The organism is Pseudomonas sp. SWRI179 (assembly GCF_014268705.1).
GTDB lineage: Bacteria > Pseudomonadota > Gammaproteobacteria > Pseudomonadales > Pseudomonadaceae > Aquipseudomonas > Aquipseudomonas zanjanensis.
This window is the reverse complement of the sequence record NZ_JABWRA010000010.1, coordinates 1-17875: the sequence shown is the minus strand read 5'-3', so window position 1 is coordinate 17875 and position 17875 is coordinate 1. Positions and strand designations below refer to the sequence as shown.

Genomic DNA, 17875 nt, shown 5'->3' with positions numbered 1-17875 from the left:
GTTAGACCGCCTTCGCGAGCAAGCCCGCTCCCACATTCGATCTCATTCCTTCTGAAGAAACTCGGTCAACTGTGGGAGCGGGCTTGCTCCGGGCGGCGATCCGACGAAGCTTTTAGTTTTTAGCCCTGGACTGGAACACCTTTGAGGTACGGCGCCGGTTCAGCGCCCAGGTTGTTGAGCATGCGCTCGCTGTACCAGTCCACGAAGTTCACCACGCCGAACTCATAGGTCTTGGAGTACGGGCCAGGCTGGTAGGCGGTGGAGTTGATGCCGCGCTGGTTTTCCTCGGCCAGGCGACGGTCCTGGTCGTTGGTGGCGTCCCAGACTTCGCGCATGCGCGCCACGTCGTAGTCCACGCCTTCGACCGCGTCCTTGTGCACCAGCCACTTGGTGGTGACCATGGTTTCCTGGGCGCTGATCGGCCACACGGTGAACACGATGATGTGGTCGCCCATGCAGTGGTTCCACGAATGCGGCAGGTGCAGGATGCGCATCGAGCCCAGGTCCGGGTTCTTGATGCGGCCCATCAGCTTGGCGCAGCCTTGCTTGCCGTCCATGGTCATCGACACGGTGCCCTTGAGCAACGGCATGCGCACGATGCGGTTGCGCAGGCCGAAGCTGGCGTGGGCGTAAGGAATCTTCTCGGCGTCCCAGGCGGCGGCGGAAGCGGCCACGTGGTCCTTGAAGGCCTGGTCGGCCCGTGGGTCGGTGACGTCGTCCCATTCCAGCAGGGTCTTGAGCAATTCGGGGTGCGAGGCGTTGCAGTGGTAGCACTCGCGGTTGTTCTCCAGCACCAGCTTCCAGTTGGCTTTTTCCATCAAGGTGGTTTGCACCGCCACCTTGGTGTTTTCCATGTCGTAGGGTTCCATGTAATGGTTCAGGGTCGACAGGAAGTCATCGATGGCCGGCGGGTTCTCGGCCAGGCTGATGAAAATGTAGCCGCCAGCGGTCTTCACATTCACCGGCTTGAGGCCGTACTGCTTCATGTCGAAGTCGGCGCCCATCTCGGTGCCGGCGAACAGCAGGCGACCGTCCAGCTCGTAGGTCCACTGGTGGTAGTGGCAGACCAGTTTGGCGACTTTGCCTTTTTCGCTGGTGCACAGCCGCGAACCGCGGTGGCGGCAGACGTTATGGAACGCGTGCACCACACCGTCGGCGCCGCGAATCACGATGATCGGGTTCTTGCCGACTTGCAGGGTCAGGTAGTTGCCCTTGGCCGGGATCTCGCAAGTCATGCCGGCGATCAACCATTCTTTCTGGAAGATTTCCTGCATGTCGATATCAAACAGGCGCTCATCACTGTAGAACGGTTGCGGCAGCGAAAAGGTACGCTCGCGCTCCTGCAGCATTTGCGCGGTGGCCTTGCGTGCGGGTTCCAGCGGATCGCCCAGGCTCAGGGTAGTGGTGACGTCCATCGTTTTATCCTCATGGCCATCTTTGTGGCCGGCGAAAAATGACTAATCGGTTGTGCTACGCAAGGCAGAAAACTTTGTTTATCTGTTGGGGCGAGTGTGGGGCCGCGCAGGGGCGCAACCTTATCCATGGGCGACATGGCCCAATCTGTTCCCGACGCGCTAGCCCCGGTCGTTGGGGGCTGGTCGCGATAAGTATGTGAATGTCGCAGATAGGTAAATGGTCACCCAGGCGCCTGCGCACAATCGCCCTCATGAAGGCCGACAGTCGGCCGTGGAGATCAGCATGTCCAATAACTTCCTGAACCCGGTCACTACCCAGACCTGGGCCAATGGCCGACATATCGTACGTTGCGTCAAAGTCATCCAGGAAACCTGGGATGTGCGCACCTTCTGCTTCATGGCCGACCAGCCGATCATGTTCTTTTTCAAGCCCGGGCAGTTCGTCACCCTGGAGCTGGAAATCGAAGGCCAGCCGATCATGCGCTCCTACACCATCTCCAGCTCGCCGTCGGTGCCCTACAGTTTCTCGGTGACCATCAAGCGCGTGCCGGGGGGCAAGGTCTCCAACTGGTTGCACGACACCCTGCACGAAGGCCAGGAACTGGCGGTGCACGGGCCGGTGGGGTTGTTCAACGCCATCGATTTCCCGAGTCCGAAAGTGCTTTACCTGAGCGGTGGCGTGGGGATCACGCCGTGCATGTCCATGGCCCGCTGGTTCTACGACACCAACGCCAATGTCGACATGACCTTTATCCACAGCGCCCGCTCGCCCAAGGACATCATCTACCACCGCGAGCTGGAACACATGGCGTCGCGGATCGACAACTTCAGCTTGCACCTGATCTGTGAAAGGCATGGTCTGGGCGAGCCCTGGGCCGGGTATCGCGGTTACCTGAACCACAAGATGCTGGAATTGATGGTGCCCGACTTTCTCGAGCGCGAGGTGTTCTGTTGCGGGCCGACCCCGTACATGACCGCGGTCAAGCGCCTGCTGGAAGCGGCCGGCTACGACATGAAGCGTTACCACGAGGAATCCTTCGGCGCCACGCCACCGGAAGCCCGTGCCGACGCCGTGGAACAGGCCGAACAGGCAGCCGATGCTCCGGAAGTCGATGCGGCGGACCTGCACCTGGTGGAGTTCACCTCTACTGGCAAGAGCATTCGCGTGGGGCCGGGAGAAACCGTCCACGCCGCCGCCGCCAAGCTCGGCATGATGATCCCCAAGGCCTGCGGCATGGGCATCTGCGGCACCTGCAAGGTGCTGAAGCTGGGCGGGGAAGTGGAGATGGAGCACAACGGCGGGATTACCGAGGACGACGAGGCCGAGGGTTATATCCTGTCGTGCTGCAGCGTGCCGAAGGGGGATGTGCGGATCGATTTCTGATTTGCTCGCTCAGGCAGGTGTAAATCCCTCTGTACCTGGAGGGATTTACTTTTACTGGGAGGGATTTATCTGTGGCGAGGGAGCTTGCTCCCGCTCGGCTGCGCAGCAGTCGTCATCTGGTAAACACGAGCTACCTGATACACCGCATGGGGGCTGCTGCGCAGCCCAGCGGGAGCAAGCTCCCTCGCCACAAAAGCTTAAAAGCCCCAGAGCCCAAAAAACCGAAGATATCGGTCGTTGCTTCAGGCGCTCATCACTTCCCGAATATCCGCCGCCAATTCCCGCACCCGCGCTTCCTCGGTGTCCCACGAGCACATGAAGCGTGCGCCGCCCTTGCCGATGAAGGTGTAGAAGCGCCAGCCCTTGGCCGTCAGTGCAGCGATGGCCGGTTCCGAGAGTTGCAGGAACACGCCGTTGGCCTGGACCGGGAACATCAGTTCCACGCCGGGAATGTCGCTGACCAGTTCTGCCAGCAATTGCGCGCAGCGGTTGGCGTGGCGGGCGTGCTTGAGCCAGGCGTCGTTTTGCAACAGGCCGACCCAGGGCGCGGAGAGGAAGCGCATTTTCGACGCCAGCTGCCCGGCCTGTTTGCAGCGGTAGTCGAAGTCTTCGGCCAGGTCGTGGTTGAAGAACAGGATCGCTTCACCGACCGCCATGCCGTTTTTCGTCCCGCCGAAGCACAACACGTCCACGCCGGCCTTCCAGGTCAGGTCGGCTGGAGTACAGCCGAGGAAAGCGCAGGCATTGGAAAACCGTGCGCCGTCCATGTGCAGGTTCAACCCCAGTTCCTTGCAGGTGACGCTGATGGCGCGGATTTCATCCGGCGTGTAGACGCTGCCGACTTCCGTGGCTTGGGTCAGGGTCACGACTCGGGGCTTGGGATAGTGAATGTCCTGGCGCTTGAGCGCGATCTCGCGGATCGACTCGGGGGTCAGCTTGCCGTTTTCGGTGCGAGCCACCAGCAGCTTTGAACCGTTGGAGAAGAACTCCGGGGCGCCGCATTCATCGGTTTCGACGTGGGCGGTTTCCGAGCAGATCACGCTGTGGTAACTCTGGCACAGTGACGACAGTGCCAAAGAGTTGGCCGCGGTGCCGTTGAACGCAAAAAAAACTTCGCAGTCGGTTTCGAACAAGGACCGGAAATCATCCGCCGCGCGGTGGGTCCATTCGTCGTCGCCATAGGCGCGCTGGTGGCCCTGGTTGGCTTTTTCCATGAACGCCCAGGCTTCGGGGCAAATGCCGGAATAGTTGTCGCTGGCGAATTGTTGGCTCTTGTCGGTCATGGCCTTGCTCCTTGAATAGAGAGTCCTGGGTAAGAGATCCCTGGCGGAATTCCCGGGTGGGGGTTCCTTGGTTCGACGTGCTTGAGTCCGCAACGTCGTGGTCTATGTTGGTGCGCACTTTACCCAAGATTAGCGAGGGAACATAAGTGATGTTTCTGTCAGAAAATCACAACGCCCCAGGACCGACGCACACATGAATCGGCGCGACGGTGCCTTGGACCTGCTCAAATGGCTGGCATTGTTGTCGATGGTGCTCGATCACCTGCGATATGTCGGTTTTTCCGCCGATTGGCTCTACGTGCCTGGACGGTTGGCGTTCCCGTGGTTCTGCCTGGCGATGGCGGCGAACCTGGCGCGCAGCGGCGCCGATGATGCGCGATGGCGTTACCTGGGTTGGCTGTTGCTGTTCAGTGCTGTCAGCGAAATTCCTTATCGCTTGTTCATTCCCGACCCCGCCACCTTGAATGTCATGCCTACGTTGGTGCTTGGGTTATTGGTGGCGCGCTGTTGGCAGACGCCCACCTTGGAAGCGCGCTGCCTGGCCGCGACGGCATTGCTGCTGGCGGCGCTGTTTTCGTCGCGGCTGATGTTCGGTTTCTTTGGTGTATTGCTGCCGCTGGTGATGTTGCTGGTGTTTCGCCGGCCCTGGTATTTCGCGCTATTGCCGGGGTTGGTGTGCCTGGCAGCCAATCAATGGCGGGTTTTATGTGGCGCGGCGTGGCTGGGGGAGACCGTGGCGATCTGGGGCCTGGTGGCTTGCCTGATCGCGCCAGGGTTGGGGCTGGTGCTTTTGCGACACGCGGGTCGTTTTCATCCATTGCCGATGCGGCGCTGGGCTTATGCGCTGTACCCCGCACATTTTTTGGCTCTGCTCGCGGTTCGCCAGATCGTCGCATAACCCATTGTGGCGAGGGAGCTTGCTCCCGCTGGGCTACGAAGTAGCCCCAAGACCAAACACCTGGGTTTATCAGGCAGATCTGCGTGGGCCTTTTTGGGAGGGCTTCGCCCTCCAGCGGGAGCAAGCTCCCTCGCCACAGGGGGGAGTGTTCCATTCCATTTGATCCCATGTCGTAAACGCACCTTTGCGTGGCGTCCATAGGCATTTGACATGCCTGCGCCAGCCATACCATCGCATCCAAAGGGCACGACCGAAACGGTCCGTGCCTCACCGAGACGAAAGGCGCACCGCCGCCGCTGGGAGAGACGCGATGTTCAGCAAGCAAGACCAAATCCAAGGCTACGATGATGCACTGCTGGCGGCGATGAACGCCGAGGAGCAACGCCAGGAAGATCACATCGAGCTGATCGCGTCAGAGAACTACACCAGCAAGCGCGTGATGGAGGCCCAGGGCAGCGGCCTGACCAACAAGTACGCCGAAGGCTATCCGGGCAAGCGCTACTACGGTGGTTGCGAACACGTCGACAAAGTCGAAGCCCTGGCCATCGAGCGCGCCAAGCAGTTGTTCGGTGCCGATTACGCCAACGTCCAGCCGCACTCCGGTTCGTCGGCCAACAGCGCCGTGTACCTGGCCCTGCTGCAAGCCGGCGACACGATCCTGGGCATGAGCCTGGCCCACGGCGGTCACTTGACCCATGGCGCTAAGGTGTCGTCCTCGGGCAAGCTTTATAACGCGGTGCAATACGGCATCGACACCACCACCGGCCTGATCGACTACGACGAAGTCGAGCGCCTGGCGGTCGAGCACAAGCCGAAGATGATCGTTGCCGGCTTCTCCGCCTACTCCAAGACCCTGGATTTCCCACGTTTCCGCCAGATCGCCGACAAGGTCGGTGCCCTGTTGTTCGTCGACATGGCCCACGTCGCTGGCTTGGTTGCCGCTGGCCTGTATCCGAACCCACTGCCGTACGCCGACGTGGTCACCACCACCACCCACAAGACCCTGCGCGGTCCACGTGGCGGCCTGATCCTGGCCAAGGCCAACGAAGAAATCGAGAAAAAGCTCAACGCCGCGGTATTCCCTGGCGCCCAGGGCGGCCCGCTGATGCACGTGATCGCCGGCAAGGCGGTGTGCTTCAAGGAAGCGGCGGAGCCTGGCTTCAAGGCTTACCAGCAGCAAGTGATCGATAACGCCCAGGCCATGGCTGGCGTGTTCATCAAGCGCGGCTACGATGTAGTGTCCGGTGGTACCGATAACCACCTGTTCCTGGTCAGCCTGATCCGTCAGGGCCTGACCGGCAAGGACGCCGATGCCGCACTGGGCCGCGCCCACATCACCGTCAACAAGAACGCCGTGCCGAACGACCCGCAATCGCCGTTCGTGACTTCGGGCCTGCGCATCGGCACCCCAGCGGTGACCACCCGTGGCTTCAAGGTGACTCAATGCGTCACGCTGGCCGGCTGGATCTGCGACATCCTCGACAACCTCGGCGATGCCGATGTCGAGGCCAATGTCGCGCAGCAAGTGGCGGCCCTGTGCGCGGACTTCCCGGTTTATCGCTGAGTCGGTTTTGGAGTAAATGACTATGCAACGCTATTCGGGCTTCGGCCTCTTCAAACACTCACTCAGCCATCATGAAAACTGGCAGCGGATGTGGCGCACGCCGACCCCGAAAAAGGTCTACGACGTGGTCATCGTCGGCGGCGGCGGGCATGGCCTGGCGACCGCCTACTACCTGGCCAAGGAACACGGCATCACCAACGTGGCCGTGGTCGAGAAGGGCTGGTTGGGCGGCGGTAACACCGCGCGCAACACCACCATCGTGCGCTCCAACTACCTGTGGGACGAATCGGCCCACCTGTACGAACACGCGATGAAACTCTGGGAAGGCCTGTCCCAAGACCTGAACTACAACGTGATGTTCTCCCAGCGTGGCGTCTACAACCTGTGCCACACCCTGCAGGACATCCGTGATTCCGAGCGTCGCGTCAGTGCCAACCGCCTCAACGGCGTGGACGGCGAGCTGCTCAACGCCAAGCAAGTGGCCGACGAGATCCCGTACCTGGATTGCTCGAAGAACACCCGCTACCCGGTGATGGGCGCCACCGTCCAGCGTCGCGGCGGCGTGGCCCGTCACGATGCCGTGGCCTGGGGCTTCGCCCGGGCGGCGGACGCCTTGGGCGTGGACCTGATCCAGCAGACCGAAGTGATCGGTTTCCGCAAGGAAAACGGCGTGTGCATCGGCGTGGAAACCAACAAGGGCTTCATTGGCGCCAAGCGCGTCGGCGTGGTCACTGCCGGTAACTCCGGGCACATGGCCAAGCTCGCCGGCTTCCGCCTGCCGATCGAATCCCACCCGCTGCAAGCGCTGGTGTCCGAGCCGATCAAGCCCATCATCGACAGCGTGATCATGTCCAACGCCGTGCACGGCTACATCAGCCAGTCCGACAAGGGCGACCTGGTGATCGGCGCCGGTATCGACGGCTACAACGGCTACGGCCAGCGTGGCTCGTACCCGGTGATCGAACACACGGTCCAGGCCATCGTCGAGATGTTCCCGGTGTTGTCCCGCGTGCGCATGAACCGTCAGTGGGGCGGCATCGTCGACACCACCCCGGACGCCTGCCCGATCATCTCCAAGACCCCGGTGCCGAACATGTTCTTCAACTGCGGTTGGGGCACCGGTGGCTTCAAGGCCACCCCGGGCTCGGGCAACGTCTTCGCTGCAAGCCTGGCCAAGGGTGAAATGCACCCACTGGCCGCACCGTTTTCCATCGACCGTTTCCACAACGGCGCACTGATCGACGAACACGGCGCTGCTGCCGTCGCCCACTAACAGGAGAAATCCCTATGTTGCACATCTTCTGTCCTCACTGCGGCGAACTGCGCTCCGAAGAGGAATTCCATGCATCCGGCCAGGCGCATATCCCGCGTCCACTGGATCCGAACGCCTGCACCGACGAGGAGTGGGGCGACTACATGTTCTTCCGTGACAACCCTCGCGGGTTGCACCATGAACTGTGGGACCACGTCGCCGGTTGCCGCCAGTACTTCAACGCGACCCGTGACACCGTGACCTACGAGATTCTCGAAACCTACAAGATCGGCCAAAAGCCGCAGTTCACCGACAAGGCTGACAGTCCGAAAGCGGCTGCACAGGCTCTGGGAGAGAAGGTATGAGCCAGATCAATCGCCTGTCCAACGGCGGACGGATCGACCGCAACAAAGTGCTGAGCTTCACCTTCAACGGCCAGACCTACAAAGGCTTCGAGGGCGATTCCCTGGCCGCTGCGCTGCTGGCCAACGGTGTCGACATCATTGGCCGCAGCTTCAAGTATTCGCGGCCGCGAGGCATTTACGCCGCCGGTGCCGAAGAGCCGAACGCGGTGCTGCAGATCGGTGCCACCGAAGCCACGCAAATCCCGAACGTGCGCGCCACGCAACAGGCGCTGTACCAGGGCCTGGTCGCCACCAGCACCAACGGCTGGCCGAACGTGAACAACGACATGATGGGGATTCTCGGCAAGGTCGGCGGCAAGCTGATGCCGCCGGGCTTCTACTACAAAACCTTCATGTACCCGCAATCGTTCTGGATGACTTACGAGAAGTACATCCGCAAGGCCGCGGGCCTGGGTCGCTCGCCGACCGAGAACGATCCGGACACCTACGACTACATGAACCGTCACTGCGACGTGCTGATCGTTGGCGCTGGCCCGTCCGGCCTGGCTGCCGCGTTGGCTGCCGGCCGCAGCGGTGCCCGCGTGATCCTGGCCGATGAGCAGGAAGAGTTCGGCGGCAGCCTGCTCGACTCCCGCGAGAGCCTGGACGGCAAGCCGGCGACCGAATGGGTCGCGGCTGCGGTGGCTGAACTGCGCTCAATGCCCGAAGTGGTGTTGCTGCCTCGCGCCACCGTGAATGGCTACCACGACCATAACTTCCTGACCATCCACGAGCGCCTCACCGACCACCTCGGCGACCGCGCACCGATCGGCCAGGTTCGCCAGCGCATCAACCGCGTTCGTGCCAAGCGCGTGGTGTTGGCGACCGGCGCCTGCGAGCGTCCGCTGGTCTACGGCAACAACGACGTGCCGGGCAACATGCTGGCTGGCGCGGTTTCTACTTACATCCGCCGCTACGGTGTGGCGCCGGGCAAGAAACTGGTGCTGAGCACCAACAACGACCACGCCTATCGCGTGGCCCTGGACTGGTTCGACGCCGGCCTGCAAGTGATCGCCGTGGCCGACGCCCGCAGCAACCCACGGGGTGCGCTGGTGGAAGAAGCCCGCGCCAAGGGCATTCGTATCCTCACCGGCAGCGCCGTGATCGAGGCCCGTGGCAGCAAGCGCGTCACCGGGGCACGTGTCGCCGCGATCGACGTTCGCGCCCACAAAGTCACCAGCCCCGGCGAATGGCTGGACTGCGACCTGGTGGCCAGCTCCGGCGGCTACAGCCCGGTGGTCCACCTGGCGTCGCACCTGGGCGGCAAGCCGATCTGGCGCGAAGACATCCTCGGTTTCGTACCGGGCGAAGCGCCGCAAAAGCGTGTCTGCGTCGGCGGTGTGAACGGCGTCTACAGCCTCGGCGATAGCTTGGCCGACGGTTTCGAAGGCGGCGTGCGCGCGGCCAGCGAAGCCGGCTTCAAGGCGGTGGAGGGCGTGCTGCCCAAAGCCCTGAGCCGTCATGAAGAACCGACCCTGGCGCTGTTCCAGGTGCCTCACGAAAAATCCACTGCCCGGGCGCCGAAGCAATTCGTCGACCTGCAGAACGACGTCACGGCCGCCGCCATCGAACTCGCCACCCGCGAAGGCTTCGAGTCGGTGGAACACGTCAAGCGCTACACCGCACTGGGCTTCGGCACCGACCAGGGCAAGCTGGGCAACGTCAACGGCCTGGCCATCGCGGCCCGCTCGCTGAACGTGAGCATCCCGCAGATGGGCACCACCATGTTCCGTCCGAACTACACGCCGGTGACCTTCGGCGCGGTGGCGGGCCGGCACTGTGGGCACATCTTCGAGCCGGTGCGTTTCACCGCGCTGCATGCCTGGCATGTGAAAAACGGTGCCGAGTTCGAAGATGTCGGCCAGTGGAAGCGCCCTTGGTACTTCCCGAAGAATGGCGAAGACATGCATGCCGCGGTCAAGCGCGAATGCAAGGCCGTGCGTGACAGCGTCGGCCTGCTGGACGCCTCGACCCTGGGCAAGATCGACATCCAGGGTCCGGACGCCCGCGAATTCCTCAACCGCGTCTACACCAACGCCTGGACCAAGCTCGACGTGGGCAAGGCCCGCTACGGCCTGATGTGCAAGGAAGACGGCATGGTCTTCGACGACGGCGTGACGGCTTGTCTGGCGGACAACCATTTCCTGATGACCACCACCACCGGCGGCGCGGCGCGCGTACTGCAATGGCTGGAGATCTATCACCAGACCGAATGGCCGGACCTGAAGGTGTACTTCACCTCGGTCACCGACCACTGGGCGACCATGACCCTGTCGGGCCCCAACAGCCGCAAGCTGCTGAGCCACGTCACCGACATCGACCTGGACAAGGACGCGTTCCCGTTCATGACCTGGAAGGAAGGCTTGGTGGGCGGCGTGCCGGCGCGGGTGTTCCGGATCTCGTTCACCGGTGAACTGTCGTACGAAATCAACGTGCAGGCCGACTACGCCATGGGCGTGCTCGAACAAATCGTCGAGGCCGGGAAGCAGTACAACCTGACCCCGTATGGCACCGAGACCATGCACGTGCTGCGGGCCGAGAAGGGCTTCATCATCGTCGGCCAGGACACGGACAGCTCGATGACCCCGGACGACCTGAACATGGGCTGGTGCGTCGGCCGGACCAAGCCGTTCTCGTGGATCGGCTGGCGCGGCATGAATCGCGAAGATTGCGTGCGTGAAGACCGCAAGCAACTGGTGGGCCTCAAGCCGATCGACCCGAATGTCTGGCTGCCGGAAGGCGCGCAACTGGTATTCAACACCAAGCAGGCGATCCCGATGACCATGGTTGGCCACGTGACCTCCAGCTATGCCCACAACTCCCTGGGTTATTCATTTGCCATGGGCGTGGTCAAGGGCGGCCTCAAGCGGATGGGCGAGCGCGTGTTCGCGCCATTGGCCGACGGCAGCGTGATCGAGGCAGAGATCGTTTCTTCGGTGTTCTTCGATCCGAAGGGGGATCGGCAGAATATCTAAAGGGACTTTGGTCCTGTGGGTGGGCAGCTTCACCGAGTCGCCTGATTCGCGAGCAAGCCCGCTCCCACAGGATCGAAGTCGCCAAAGGAATTTGAGCCAGGCATCAATCCAATGTGGGAGCGGGCTTGCTCGCGATGGCGGCAGAACAGCCACCACAAAGGCCGGAATCATAGAATTCAAGACAGGTGCTCCATATGACCGCAGTCAACGTGTACCAACAACGCCCAACCACCGGGGCCAAGGCCGAGTCGTCGCTGCATCATGCCGACCTCGCCAGCCTGGTGGGCAAGGGCCGCAAGAACGCCGGTGTGACCGTGCGCGAGAAAAAACTCCTGGGCCATTTGACCCTTCGTGGCGACGGCCACGACCCGGCGTTCGCCGCCGGTGTCCACAAGGCCCTGGGCCTGGAATTGCCAGGTGCCCTGGCCGTCGTCATCAAGGGCGAGACCAGTCTGCAATGGCTCGGCCCGGACGAATGGCTGCTGGTGGTGCCCACCGGCGAAGAGTTCGCCGCCGAGCAGAAGCTGCGTGAAGCCCTGGGCGACTTGCACATCCAGATCGTCAACGTCAGCGGCGGCCAGCAGATCCTCGAACTGTCCGGCCCGAACGTGCGCGACGTGTTGATGAAATCCACCAGCTACGATGTTCACCCCAGCAATTTCCCGGTGGGCAAGGCCGTGGGCACGGTGTTCGCCAAGTCGCAACTGGTGATCCGCCACACCGCTGAAGACACCTGGGAACTGGTGATCCGCCGCAGCTTCTCGGATTACTGGTGGCTGTGGTTGCAGGATGCCGCGGCGGAGTATGGGTTGAGCGTGCAGGCGTAAGGACTAAAGCCGACCACGGCTTTTGTGGCGAGGGAGCTTGCTCCCGCTGGGCTGCGCAGCGGCCCTCGCTTTTGGCGGTTGCTGCGCAACCGAGCGGGAGCAAGCTCCCTCGCCACGGGGTTCTGCGTCGCTTCGTTAATTTTGAACAGGAGTCACCGCAATGAGCCGCGCCCCAGACACATGGATCTTGACTGCCGACTGCCCCAGCGTGCTCGGCACGGTGGACGCGGTGACCCGCTTTCTGTTCGAGCAGGGCTGCTACGTCACCGAGCACCACTCCTTCGACGACCGGCTCTCGGCGCGTTTCTTCATTCGCGTGGAGTTTCGCCAGCCCGACGGTTTTGACGAGCAGAACTTCCGTGCCGGCCTGGCCGAGCGCGCGCAAGCCTTCGGCATGGTCTTCGAACTGACGCCGCCCAACTACCGGCCCAAAGTGGTGATCATGGTCTCCAAGGCCGATCACTGCCTCAACGACTTGCTCTACCGCCAACGCATCGGCCAATTGTCCATGGACGTGGTGGCCGTGGTCTCCAACCACCCCGACCTCAAGCCGCTGGCCGACTGGCACCAGATTCCCTACTACCATTTCCCCCTGGACCCGAACGACAAACCCGCCCAGGAGCGACAGGTGTGGCAGGTGATCGAAGACACCGGCGCCGAACTGGTGATCCTTGCCCGCTACATGCAAGTGCTGTCGCCGGAACTGTGCCGCAAGCTCGACGGCAAGGCGATCAATATCCATCACTCGCTGTTGCCGGGTTTCAAGGGCGCCAAACCGTACCACCAGGCCTACAACAAAGGCGTGAAGCTGGTGGGCGCCACGGCGCACTACATCAACAACGACCTGGACGAAGGCCCGATCATCGCCCAGGGCGTGGAAGTGGTGGATCACAGCCACTATCCCGAAGACCTGATCGCCAAAGGCCGGGACATCGAAGGGCTGACCTTGGCCCGGGCGGTGGGGTATCACATTGAGCGAAGGGTGTTCTTGAACGCCAATCGTACTGTGGTGCTCTGATGGGCGCCTTCGCGAGCAAGCCCGCTCCCACATTCGATCGGGTTCCAACTTTGGAATGCAGCCGAATGTGGGAGCGGGCTTGCTCGCGAAGAGGCCATCACTAACAACGCAAAACAGCATCTACAACCCGAGCAATCAACGCGCTGCCTGCCTGGGCAACGCAGTTCCACAAAAACAACAGCGAGGTGAAAGCATGTCTGGTAATCGTGGTGTCGTGTATCTCGGCAACGGCAAGGTCGAAGTACAGAAAATCGACTATCCAAAAATGCAGGACCCGCGCGGCAGGAAGATTGAGCACGGTGTCATCCTGCGCGTGGTCTCCACCAACATCTGCGGCTCCGACCAGCACATGGTCCGCGGCCGTACCACTGCCCAGACCGGCCTGGTCCTGGGTCACGAAATCACCGGTGAAGTGATCGAGAAGGGCAGCGACGTCGAGAACCTGAAAATCGGTGACCTGGTGTCGGTGCCATTCAACGTGGCTTGCGGGCGCTGCCGTTCCTGCAAGGAGCAACACACCGGTGTGTGCCTGACCGTCAACCCGGCCCGTGCCGGCGGTGCCTACGGTTACGTGGACATGGGCGACTGGACCGGCGGCCAGGCCGAATACGTGCTGGTGCCGTACGCCGACTTCAACCTGCTGAAACTGCCGGACCGCGACAAGGCCATGGAGAAAATCCGTGACCTGACCTGCCTGTCCGACATCCTGCCCACCGGCTACCACGGCGCCGTCACCGCCGGCGTTGGTCCTGGCAGCACCGTCTACATCGCCGGTGCCGGCCCGGTTGGCCTGGCGGCCGCCGCTTCCGCTCGCCTGCTGGGCGCGGCCGTGGTCATCATCGGCGACGTCAACCCGGTTCGCCTGGCCCACGCCAAGGCCCAGGGTTTCGAAATTGCCGACCTGTCCACCGACACGCCGTTGCACGAACAGATCGCCGCACTGCTGGGCGAGCCGGAAGTCGACTGCGCCGTCGATGCGGTCGGCTTCGAAGCCCGCGGCCACGGCCATGACGGCGTCAAGCACGAAGCCCCGGCCACCGTGCTCAACTCCTTGATGGGTGTAGTCCGCGTGGCCGGCAAAATCGGCATTCCCGGCCTCTACGTCACCGAAGACCCGGGCGCCGTCGATGCAGCTGCGAAAATGGGCAGCCTGAGCATCCGCTTCGGCCTGGGCTGGGCCAAATCCCACAGCTTCCATACCGGCCAGACCCCGGTGATGAAGTACAACCGCCAGCTGATGCAGGCGATCATGTGGGACCGCATCAACATCGCTGAAATCGTTGGCGTGCAGGTGATCAGCCTGGATGATGCGCCGAAGGGGTACGGCGAGTTTGATGCGGGTGTGCCGAAGAAGTTTGTGATTGATCCGCATAAGTTGTTTAGTGCGGCGTAAGTGGTAAAGGGTTAGACGGGGAAAGGGCGACTGTGATGTCGCCCTTTTTATTCATCTCAGCGCAGTGGTTGATGTGCGGCTGTTCTAAAAGCTACGTCGCCTACCTATTTCTTTCCCTATCGCATCGACATAAGTTGGAGGGTCCATGATCTCGTTGGTCAGGTTATCAAGATCTGCCTTGAACTTTTTTAGGTTTTGTTCGTGGTATTGTCTTTTGGTTTGCAAGTTGGAAAGCGATTCGCGGTACACGGGGATTTCAAGGTTTGGTTTTTTTGTGCCTGCTATCATGTGGGCTGTTGATTTTTCAAGGTTGATTAACTGTTCGCTTTCTTTTGTGAGAGCTTCTAAACGGTTGCGAATGGGTAGCGTGTCTTGTTCAGGTTTCAAAACGAACCCTGGCTCTGGATATTTCTTCGTGGGTGCTGTGAAAATGACTGCATCTAATCTGTCGCTAGGGGCGCGGTATTGCACGCCATGGACATCAATCGTTATTTTAGGTTTCTTGATCCTCAATGCTAATTTAATTGATTTAGGTAGCCCAAAATGGCCAGAAGGATCTACCGTGTTAACTGGGTTTCCATGCGTATATGCATAAGCGTTAACCCCCCCCCTTCCGAATGGGCTCATCGAGTCTGGGCTGTTAAACCGCATCAACACCGGATTGAACGCCCGATACCCATTACCCAACAAATAATGCCCCGTCACCGGGTCCGGCCGTTCGCCGTTGAAGCCGAGCAGGCTGAGTAAACCGTTTTCCGCAGGGCGATGACCGTAGGGTGTGTAGGCGAGGGGGGGACGCTGCGTGGCATCGAGCGCGTGCAACACCGAGCGTTGCTGATCGGTGGCGAGCAAGGTGGTTTCGATGCCGCCATCCTGGCGCTGTTGTTGCGCCAGGAGTCGGTCGCCCTGCTGGAATATCGAGCGCCGTACCGAGCCTTGGATTTCGCTGGTCAGGCGCTCCTTCAGGTAGAAGCGCTGGGTGTGGGCCTGGGCCGAGGGGGTGCAGTCGGCCAGGCGATCCAGTGGATCGTAGTGGTAACGGCAGAGCAAGGTTTCATCAGGGGAGGGCATGGGCTTTGCTCTGTGGGAAATACAGATAGCGCTATCATGTTCAGGGGGAAGGGCGGTTGTCTAGCTAGCAGAAGTGTTAGGTTTGATTGCCCAGGCTGGCCACGACCCGGGGGTACTGCCAACTGATGCAGGCGATCACGTGTGACCGTATCAACATTGCTGAAATCATTGGCGTGCAGGTGATCAGCCTGGATGACGCGCCGAAGGGTTACGGGGAGTTCGATGCGGGCGTGCCGAAGAAGTTTGTGATTGATCCGCATAAGTTGTTCAGTGCGGCGTAAGCGGCAAAGGGCAAGACGGAAAAAGGGCGACGGTAATGTCGCCCTTTTTAGAGGGGCAGTGGTAACGTAGCAACTAATAAAAAAACGATTCCATTTTGCTTGGTAAGATAAAGTTTAAATTTGATTGCGTATTTGTTGTGAGTGCTGCTTTGCCCACTCGTAAGTGGGAGGGCCGCCAAGATAGGTAAGATAGAATGATGTTGGTTTGAAGGTGTCGTCAGTCATCTGCTTGATTTCCGTTTCATACATGTGCAGATTGGCTTTGTGAACCGCTCTAGATTTTAGTGTTTTTTGAATGTTTTTGTGAAAATCTTCTATTTTGGATGTGGGTTTGTTGGAATTTTTTAGTTGTCGAGCTAAAAATTTTTCGGCTTTGATTATGTCGTTGCTATCTGTCCATAGTTTGAGTTCGAAGCTGGAGATGTATGAAATTTCATGTTCCGGGCCTATAGGTGATATTAGAAATTCCTTTGTAGGAGATTTGAATATATCTATGTTTTTTATGTCGGTCGATGCAGGAAGTGATATGCCATGAACGTCTAGGGTCGGTCTTCCTATGATTTTCAGGTGTCTTAATACAGGCATTAAAAAGTTAGGTAAATGTCCCGTCGGATCGCTTCGATTCACCGGGTCCCCAACGCAGTATCCATACGCATTCAACCCACCCTTTCCAAATGGACTCAAACTGTCCGGGCTGTTAAACCGCATCAACCCCGGATTGAACGCCCGATACCCATTACCCAGCAAATAATGTCCCGTCACCGGGTCCGGCCGTTCGCCGTTGAAGCCGAGCAGGCTGAGTAAGCCGTTTTCCGCAGGGCGATGGCCGTAGGGTGTATAGGCGAGGGGATGAGGCCGGGTGGCATCGAGCGCATGCAATACCGAGCGTTGCAGGTCGGTGGCAAGCAAGGTGGTTTCGACGGCGTCGTCCTGGCGCTGTTGTTGCGCCAGGAGTTGGTCGGCCTGCTGGAAAATCGAGCGCTGTACCGAGCCTTGGATCTCGCTGGTCAGGCGTTCTTTCAGGTAGAAGCGCTGGGTGCGCGCCTGGGCCGAGGGTGTGCAGTCGGCAAGGCGATCCAGTGGGTCGTAGTGGTAACGGCAGAGCAGCGTTTTGCGGTTCGCCGACATGGGGTCGTTTCCTGAATGGAAGGGTCTTTATTCCGGCGTCACTCTCGTGGCCTGCATGCCTTTGTCGCCCTTTTCGATTTCAAAGAAGACCGTTTGCTTCTGCTTTAATGTTTTATAACCCTCGCCGGCGATGGCCGAGTAATGAACGAACAATTCCTCGCCTCCTTTGCCGCACGTGATGAAGCCATAGCCCTTTGCATCGTTAAACCACTTCACGGTTCCTTTGATTCGGTCGCTCATTTTTATTCTTCCTGCTTGCCCGAATGAAGAAAGGCACAGGGATTGTGGGTTGCCCAGAGCCTTGTTTGTCGTTGTCACGGCTGAGCTTAGAGCCCGTATAAGTGGGCTGCCTACTGTCAAGGTTGACAGTAGGCAATACCGAGAGGAAATAACGGCTTGCGCCTTGATAGTCGAATGACTGCCGCAGCGGTCAGGCCATGGCGTGTGCCTGCAAGCGGCGGCCGATCACGTCCAGCACGTCGCAGCCATCGCGCAACGGAATCGCCAGGAGCAGGGCGAAGTCGTGGAGGACGACGGCGTCGGAGCTGAGTTCTTCGCGAAAGGCGATGTTTTCCAACAATTGGGTGACGGCGCGGATGCGGTAGGCGGCGGTTTCGTGGAGGACGTCGAGGGGGGCTTGGGTGTCGATGAGCAAGGCGGCGGGGGAGCAGTCGACGCCGGTGAGGGGCATGTATCGGTTCATGGCTAGAGCCTTTATTGATTAATAAAATTAGGACTTCAGGCCGTGGTGTATCGAGTCGCCAAACCCGAGTCGCCATGTGGACGACGGGACAAACTATAGGCATTGCGGATTGGCTTGGGCAAGGCTCGCTGTTGCGGGTGATTTCCCAAGTAGTTGTAAGATTTTTAGTCGACGGTGATCGAGCGCTGTTGTGGCGAGGGAGCTTGCTCCCGCTGGGCTGCGAAGCGGCCCCAAAGCCAGTCACCGGGGTGTATCAGAAAGAATGCCATCCGCTTCATT

General features: G+C 60.5%; 15 protein-coding genes and 1 pseudogene. 10 read left to right on the top strand and 6 right to left on the bottom strand.

Annotated features, from left to right (window positions below; all coding sequences use genetic code 11):
* Positions 1-119: 119 nt before the first annotated feature.
* Positions 120-1415: a glycine-betaine demethylase subunit GbcA gene (gbcA, locus tag HU767_RS07820; protein ID WP_186729152.1), complete on the bottom strand. Its 1296-nt coding sequence runs from the start codon at positions 1413-1415 to the stop codon at positions 120-122.
* A gap of 283 nt (positions 1416-1698) precedes the next feature.
* Here gbcA and gbcB point away from each other — a divergent pair, with 283 nt between their 5' ends.
* A complete protein-coding gene (gbcB, locus tag HU767_RS07815; protein WP_186707142.1) occupies positions 1699-2799 on the top strand; it encodes a glycine-betaine demethylase subunit GbcB in 1101 nt (366 codons plus the stop codon).
* A 242-nt stretch (positions 2800-3041) separates the two neighbouring features.
* Here the strand turns inward: gbcB and HU767_RS07810 are convergent, their stop codons facing one another.
* Complete coding sequence (locus tag HU767_RS07810; protein WP_186729150.1) at positions 3042-4082, bottom strand: low specificity L-threonine aldolase; 1041 nt, start codon at positions 4080-4082, stop codon at positions 3042-3044.
* Between the two features lie 193 nt (positions 4083-4275).
* Here HU767_RS07810 and HU767_RS07805 point away from each other — a divergent pair, with 193 nt between their 5' ends.
* From HU767_RS07805 to fdhA, 8 genes are all read left to right on the top strand, one after another.
* Complete coding sequence (locus HU767_RS07805) at positions 4276-4980, top strand: TraX family protein (RefSeq protein WP_186729148.1); 705 nt, start codon at positions 4276-4278, stop codon at positions 4978-4980.
* A 310-nt stretch (positions 4981-5290) separates the two neighbouring features.
* Complete coding sequence (gene glyA, locus HU767_RS07800) at positions 5291-6544, top strand: serine hydroxymethyltransferase (RefSeq protein ID WP_003206308.1); 1254 nt, start codon at positions 5291-5293, stop codon at positions 6542-6544.
* Between the two features lie 22 nt (positions 6545-6566).
* A complete protein-coding gene (locus HU767_RS07795; protein ID WP_003177603.1) occupies positions 6567-7817 on the top strand; it encodes a sarcosine oxidase subunit beta in 1251 nt (416 codons plus the stop codon).
* Between the two features lie 14 nt (positions 7818-7831).
* Positions 7832-8161 carry a sarcosine oxidase subunit delta gene (locus tag HU767_RS07790; RefSeq protein WP_186707145.1) on the top strand — a complete coding sequence of 110 codons (330 nt, stop codon included), beginning with the start codon at positions 7832-7834 and terminating at the stop codon, positions 8159-8161.
* Complete coding sequence (locus tag HU767_RS07785; protein ID WP_186729146.1) at positions 8158-11175, top strand: sarcosine oxidase subunit alpha; 3018 nt, start codon at positions 8158-8160, stop codon at positions 11173-11175. The genes HU767_RS07790 and HU767_RS07785 overlap by 4 nt, the downstream gene beginning before the upstream one ends.
* A gap of 194 nt (positions 11176-11369) precedes the next feature.
* Entirely contained in the window at positions 11370-12002 is a 633-nt protein-coding gene (gene soxG, locus HU767_RS07780; protein WP_186729144.1) for a sarcosine oxidase subunit gamma family protein, read from the top strand.
* Positions 12003-12162: 160 nt separating this feature from the next.
* Positions 12163-13020: a formyltetrahydrofolate deformylase gene (gene purU / locus HU767_RS07775; RefSeq protein WP_039590651.1), complete on the top strand. Its 858-nt coding sequence runs from the start codon at positions 12163-12165 to the stop codon at positions 13018-13020.
* Positions 13021-13213: 193 nt separating this feature from the next.
* Positions 13214-14413 (top strand): formaldehyde dehydrogenase, glutathione-independent, encoded by a 1200-nt coding sequence (fdhA, locus tag HU767_RS07770; protein WP_122566627.1) that lies wholly within the window; start codon positions 13214-13216, stop codon positions 14411-14413.
* 84 nt (positions 14414-14497) lie between these two features.
* Here fdhA and HU767_RS28760 read toward each other — a convergent pair whose 3' ends face one another.
* The gene (locus HU767_RS28760; RefSeq protein ID WP_238349430.1) at positions 14498-15484 is read right to left on the bottom strand and encodes an RHS repeat-associated core domain-containing protein; all 987 of its coding nucleotides are present in this window, start codon (positions 15482-15484) and stop codon (positions 14498-14500) included.
* A 119-nt stretch (positions 15485-15603) separates the two neighbouring features.
* On the opposite strand from HU767_RS28760, the pseudogene HU767_RS07760 reads away from it, so the two are divergent.
* A pseudogene (locus HU767_RS07760) lies at positions 15604-15765 on the top strand (formaldehyde dehydrogenase, glutathione-independent); the annotation flags it as partial.
* Positions 15766-15879: 114 nt separating this feature from the next.
* On the opposite strand, the gene HU767_RS07755 reads toward HU767_RS07760, so the two are convergent.
* The 3 genes from HU767_RS07755 to HU767_RS07745 form a co-directional block, all read right to left on the bottom strand.
* The gene (locus tag HU767_RS07755) at positions 15880-16893 is read right to left on the bottom strand and encodes an RHS repeat-associated core domain-containing protein (RefSeq protein ID WP_186729142.1); all 1014 of its coding nucleotides are present in this window, start codon (positions 16891-16893) and stop codon (positions 15880-15882) included.
* A 27-nt stretch (positions 16894-16920) separates the two neighbouring features.
* Complete coding sequence (locus tag HU767_RS07750; RefSeq protein WP_053182603.1) at positions 16921-17133, bottom strand: cold shock domain-containing protein; 213 nt, start codon at positions 17131-17133, stop codon at positions 16921-16923.
* Between the two features lie 190 nt (positions 17134-17323).
* Positions 17324-17596 carry a hypothetical protein gene (locus HU767_RS07745; RefSeq protein ID WP_053182600.1) on the bottom strand — a complete coding sequence of 91 codons (273 nt, stop codon included), beginning with the start codon at positions 17594-17596 and terminating at the stop codon, positions 17324-17326.
* Positions 17597-17875 lie beyond the last annotated feature (279 nt).

Coding starts and splice junctions, on each gene's coding strand:
- HU767_RS07785 (WP_186729146.1), top strand. CDS start 8,158: ATGAGCCAGATCAATCGCCTGTCCAACGGCGGACGGATCGACCGCAAC.
- HU767_RS28760 (WP_238349430.1), bottom strand. CDS start 15,484: ATGCCCTCCCCTGATGAAACCTTGCTCTGCCGTTACCACTACGATCCA.
- glyA (WP_003206308.1), top strand. CDS start 5,291: ATGTTCAGCAAGCAAGACCAAATCCAAGGCTACGATGATGCACTGCTG.
- HU767_RS07755 (WP_186729142.1), bottom strand. CDS start 16,893: ATGTCGGCGAACCGCAAAACGCTGCTCTGCCGTTACCACTACGACCCA.
- soxG (WP_186729144.1), top strand. CDS start 11,370: ATGACCGCAGTCAACGTGTACCAACAACGCCCAACCACCGGGGCCAAG.
- HU767_RS07805 (WP_186729148.1), top strand. CDS start 4,276: ATGAATCGGCGCGACGGTGCCTTGGACCTGCTCAAATGGCTGGCATTG.
- HU767_RS07745 (WP_053182600.1), bottom strand. CDS start 17,596: ATGAACCGATACATGCCCCTCACCGGCGTCGACTGCTCCCCCGCCGCC.
- gbcA (WP_186729152.1), bottom strand. CDS start 1,415: ATGGACGTCACCACTACCCTGAGCCTGGGCGATCCGCTGGAACCCGCA.
- purU (WP_039590651.1), top strand. CDS start 12,163: ATGAGCCGCGCCCCAGACACATGGATCTTGACTGCCGACTGCCCCAGC.
- gbcB (WP_186707142.1), top strand. CDS start 1,699: ATGTCCAATAACTTCCTGAACCCGGTCACTACCCAGACCTGGGCCAAT.
- HU767_RS07750 (WP_053182603.1), bottom strand. CDS start 17,133: ATGAGCGACCGAATCAAAGGAACCGTGAAGTGGTTTAACGATGCAAAG.
- fdhA (WP_122566627.1), top strand. CDS start 13,214: ATGTCTGGTAATCGTGGTGTCGTGTATCTCGGCAACGGCAAGGTCGAA.
- HU767_RS07810 (WP_186729150.1), bottom strand. CDS start 4,082: ATGACCGACAAGAGCCAACAATTCGCCAGCGACAACTATTCCGGCATT.
- HU767_RS07795 (WP_003177603.1), top strand. CDS start 6,567: ATGCAACGCTATTCGGGCTTCGGCCTCTTCAAACACTCACTCAGCCAT.
- HU767_RS07790 (WP_186707145.1), top strand. CDS start 7,832: ATGTTGCACATCTTCTGTCCTCACTGCGGCGAACTGCGCTCCGAAGAG.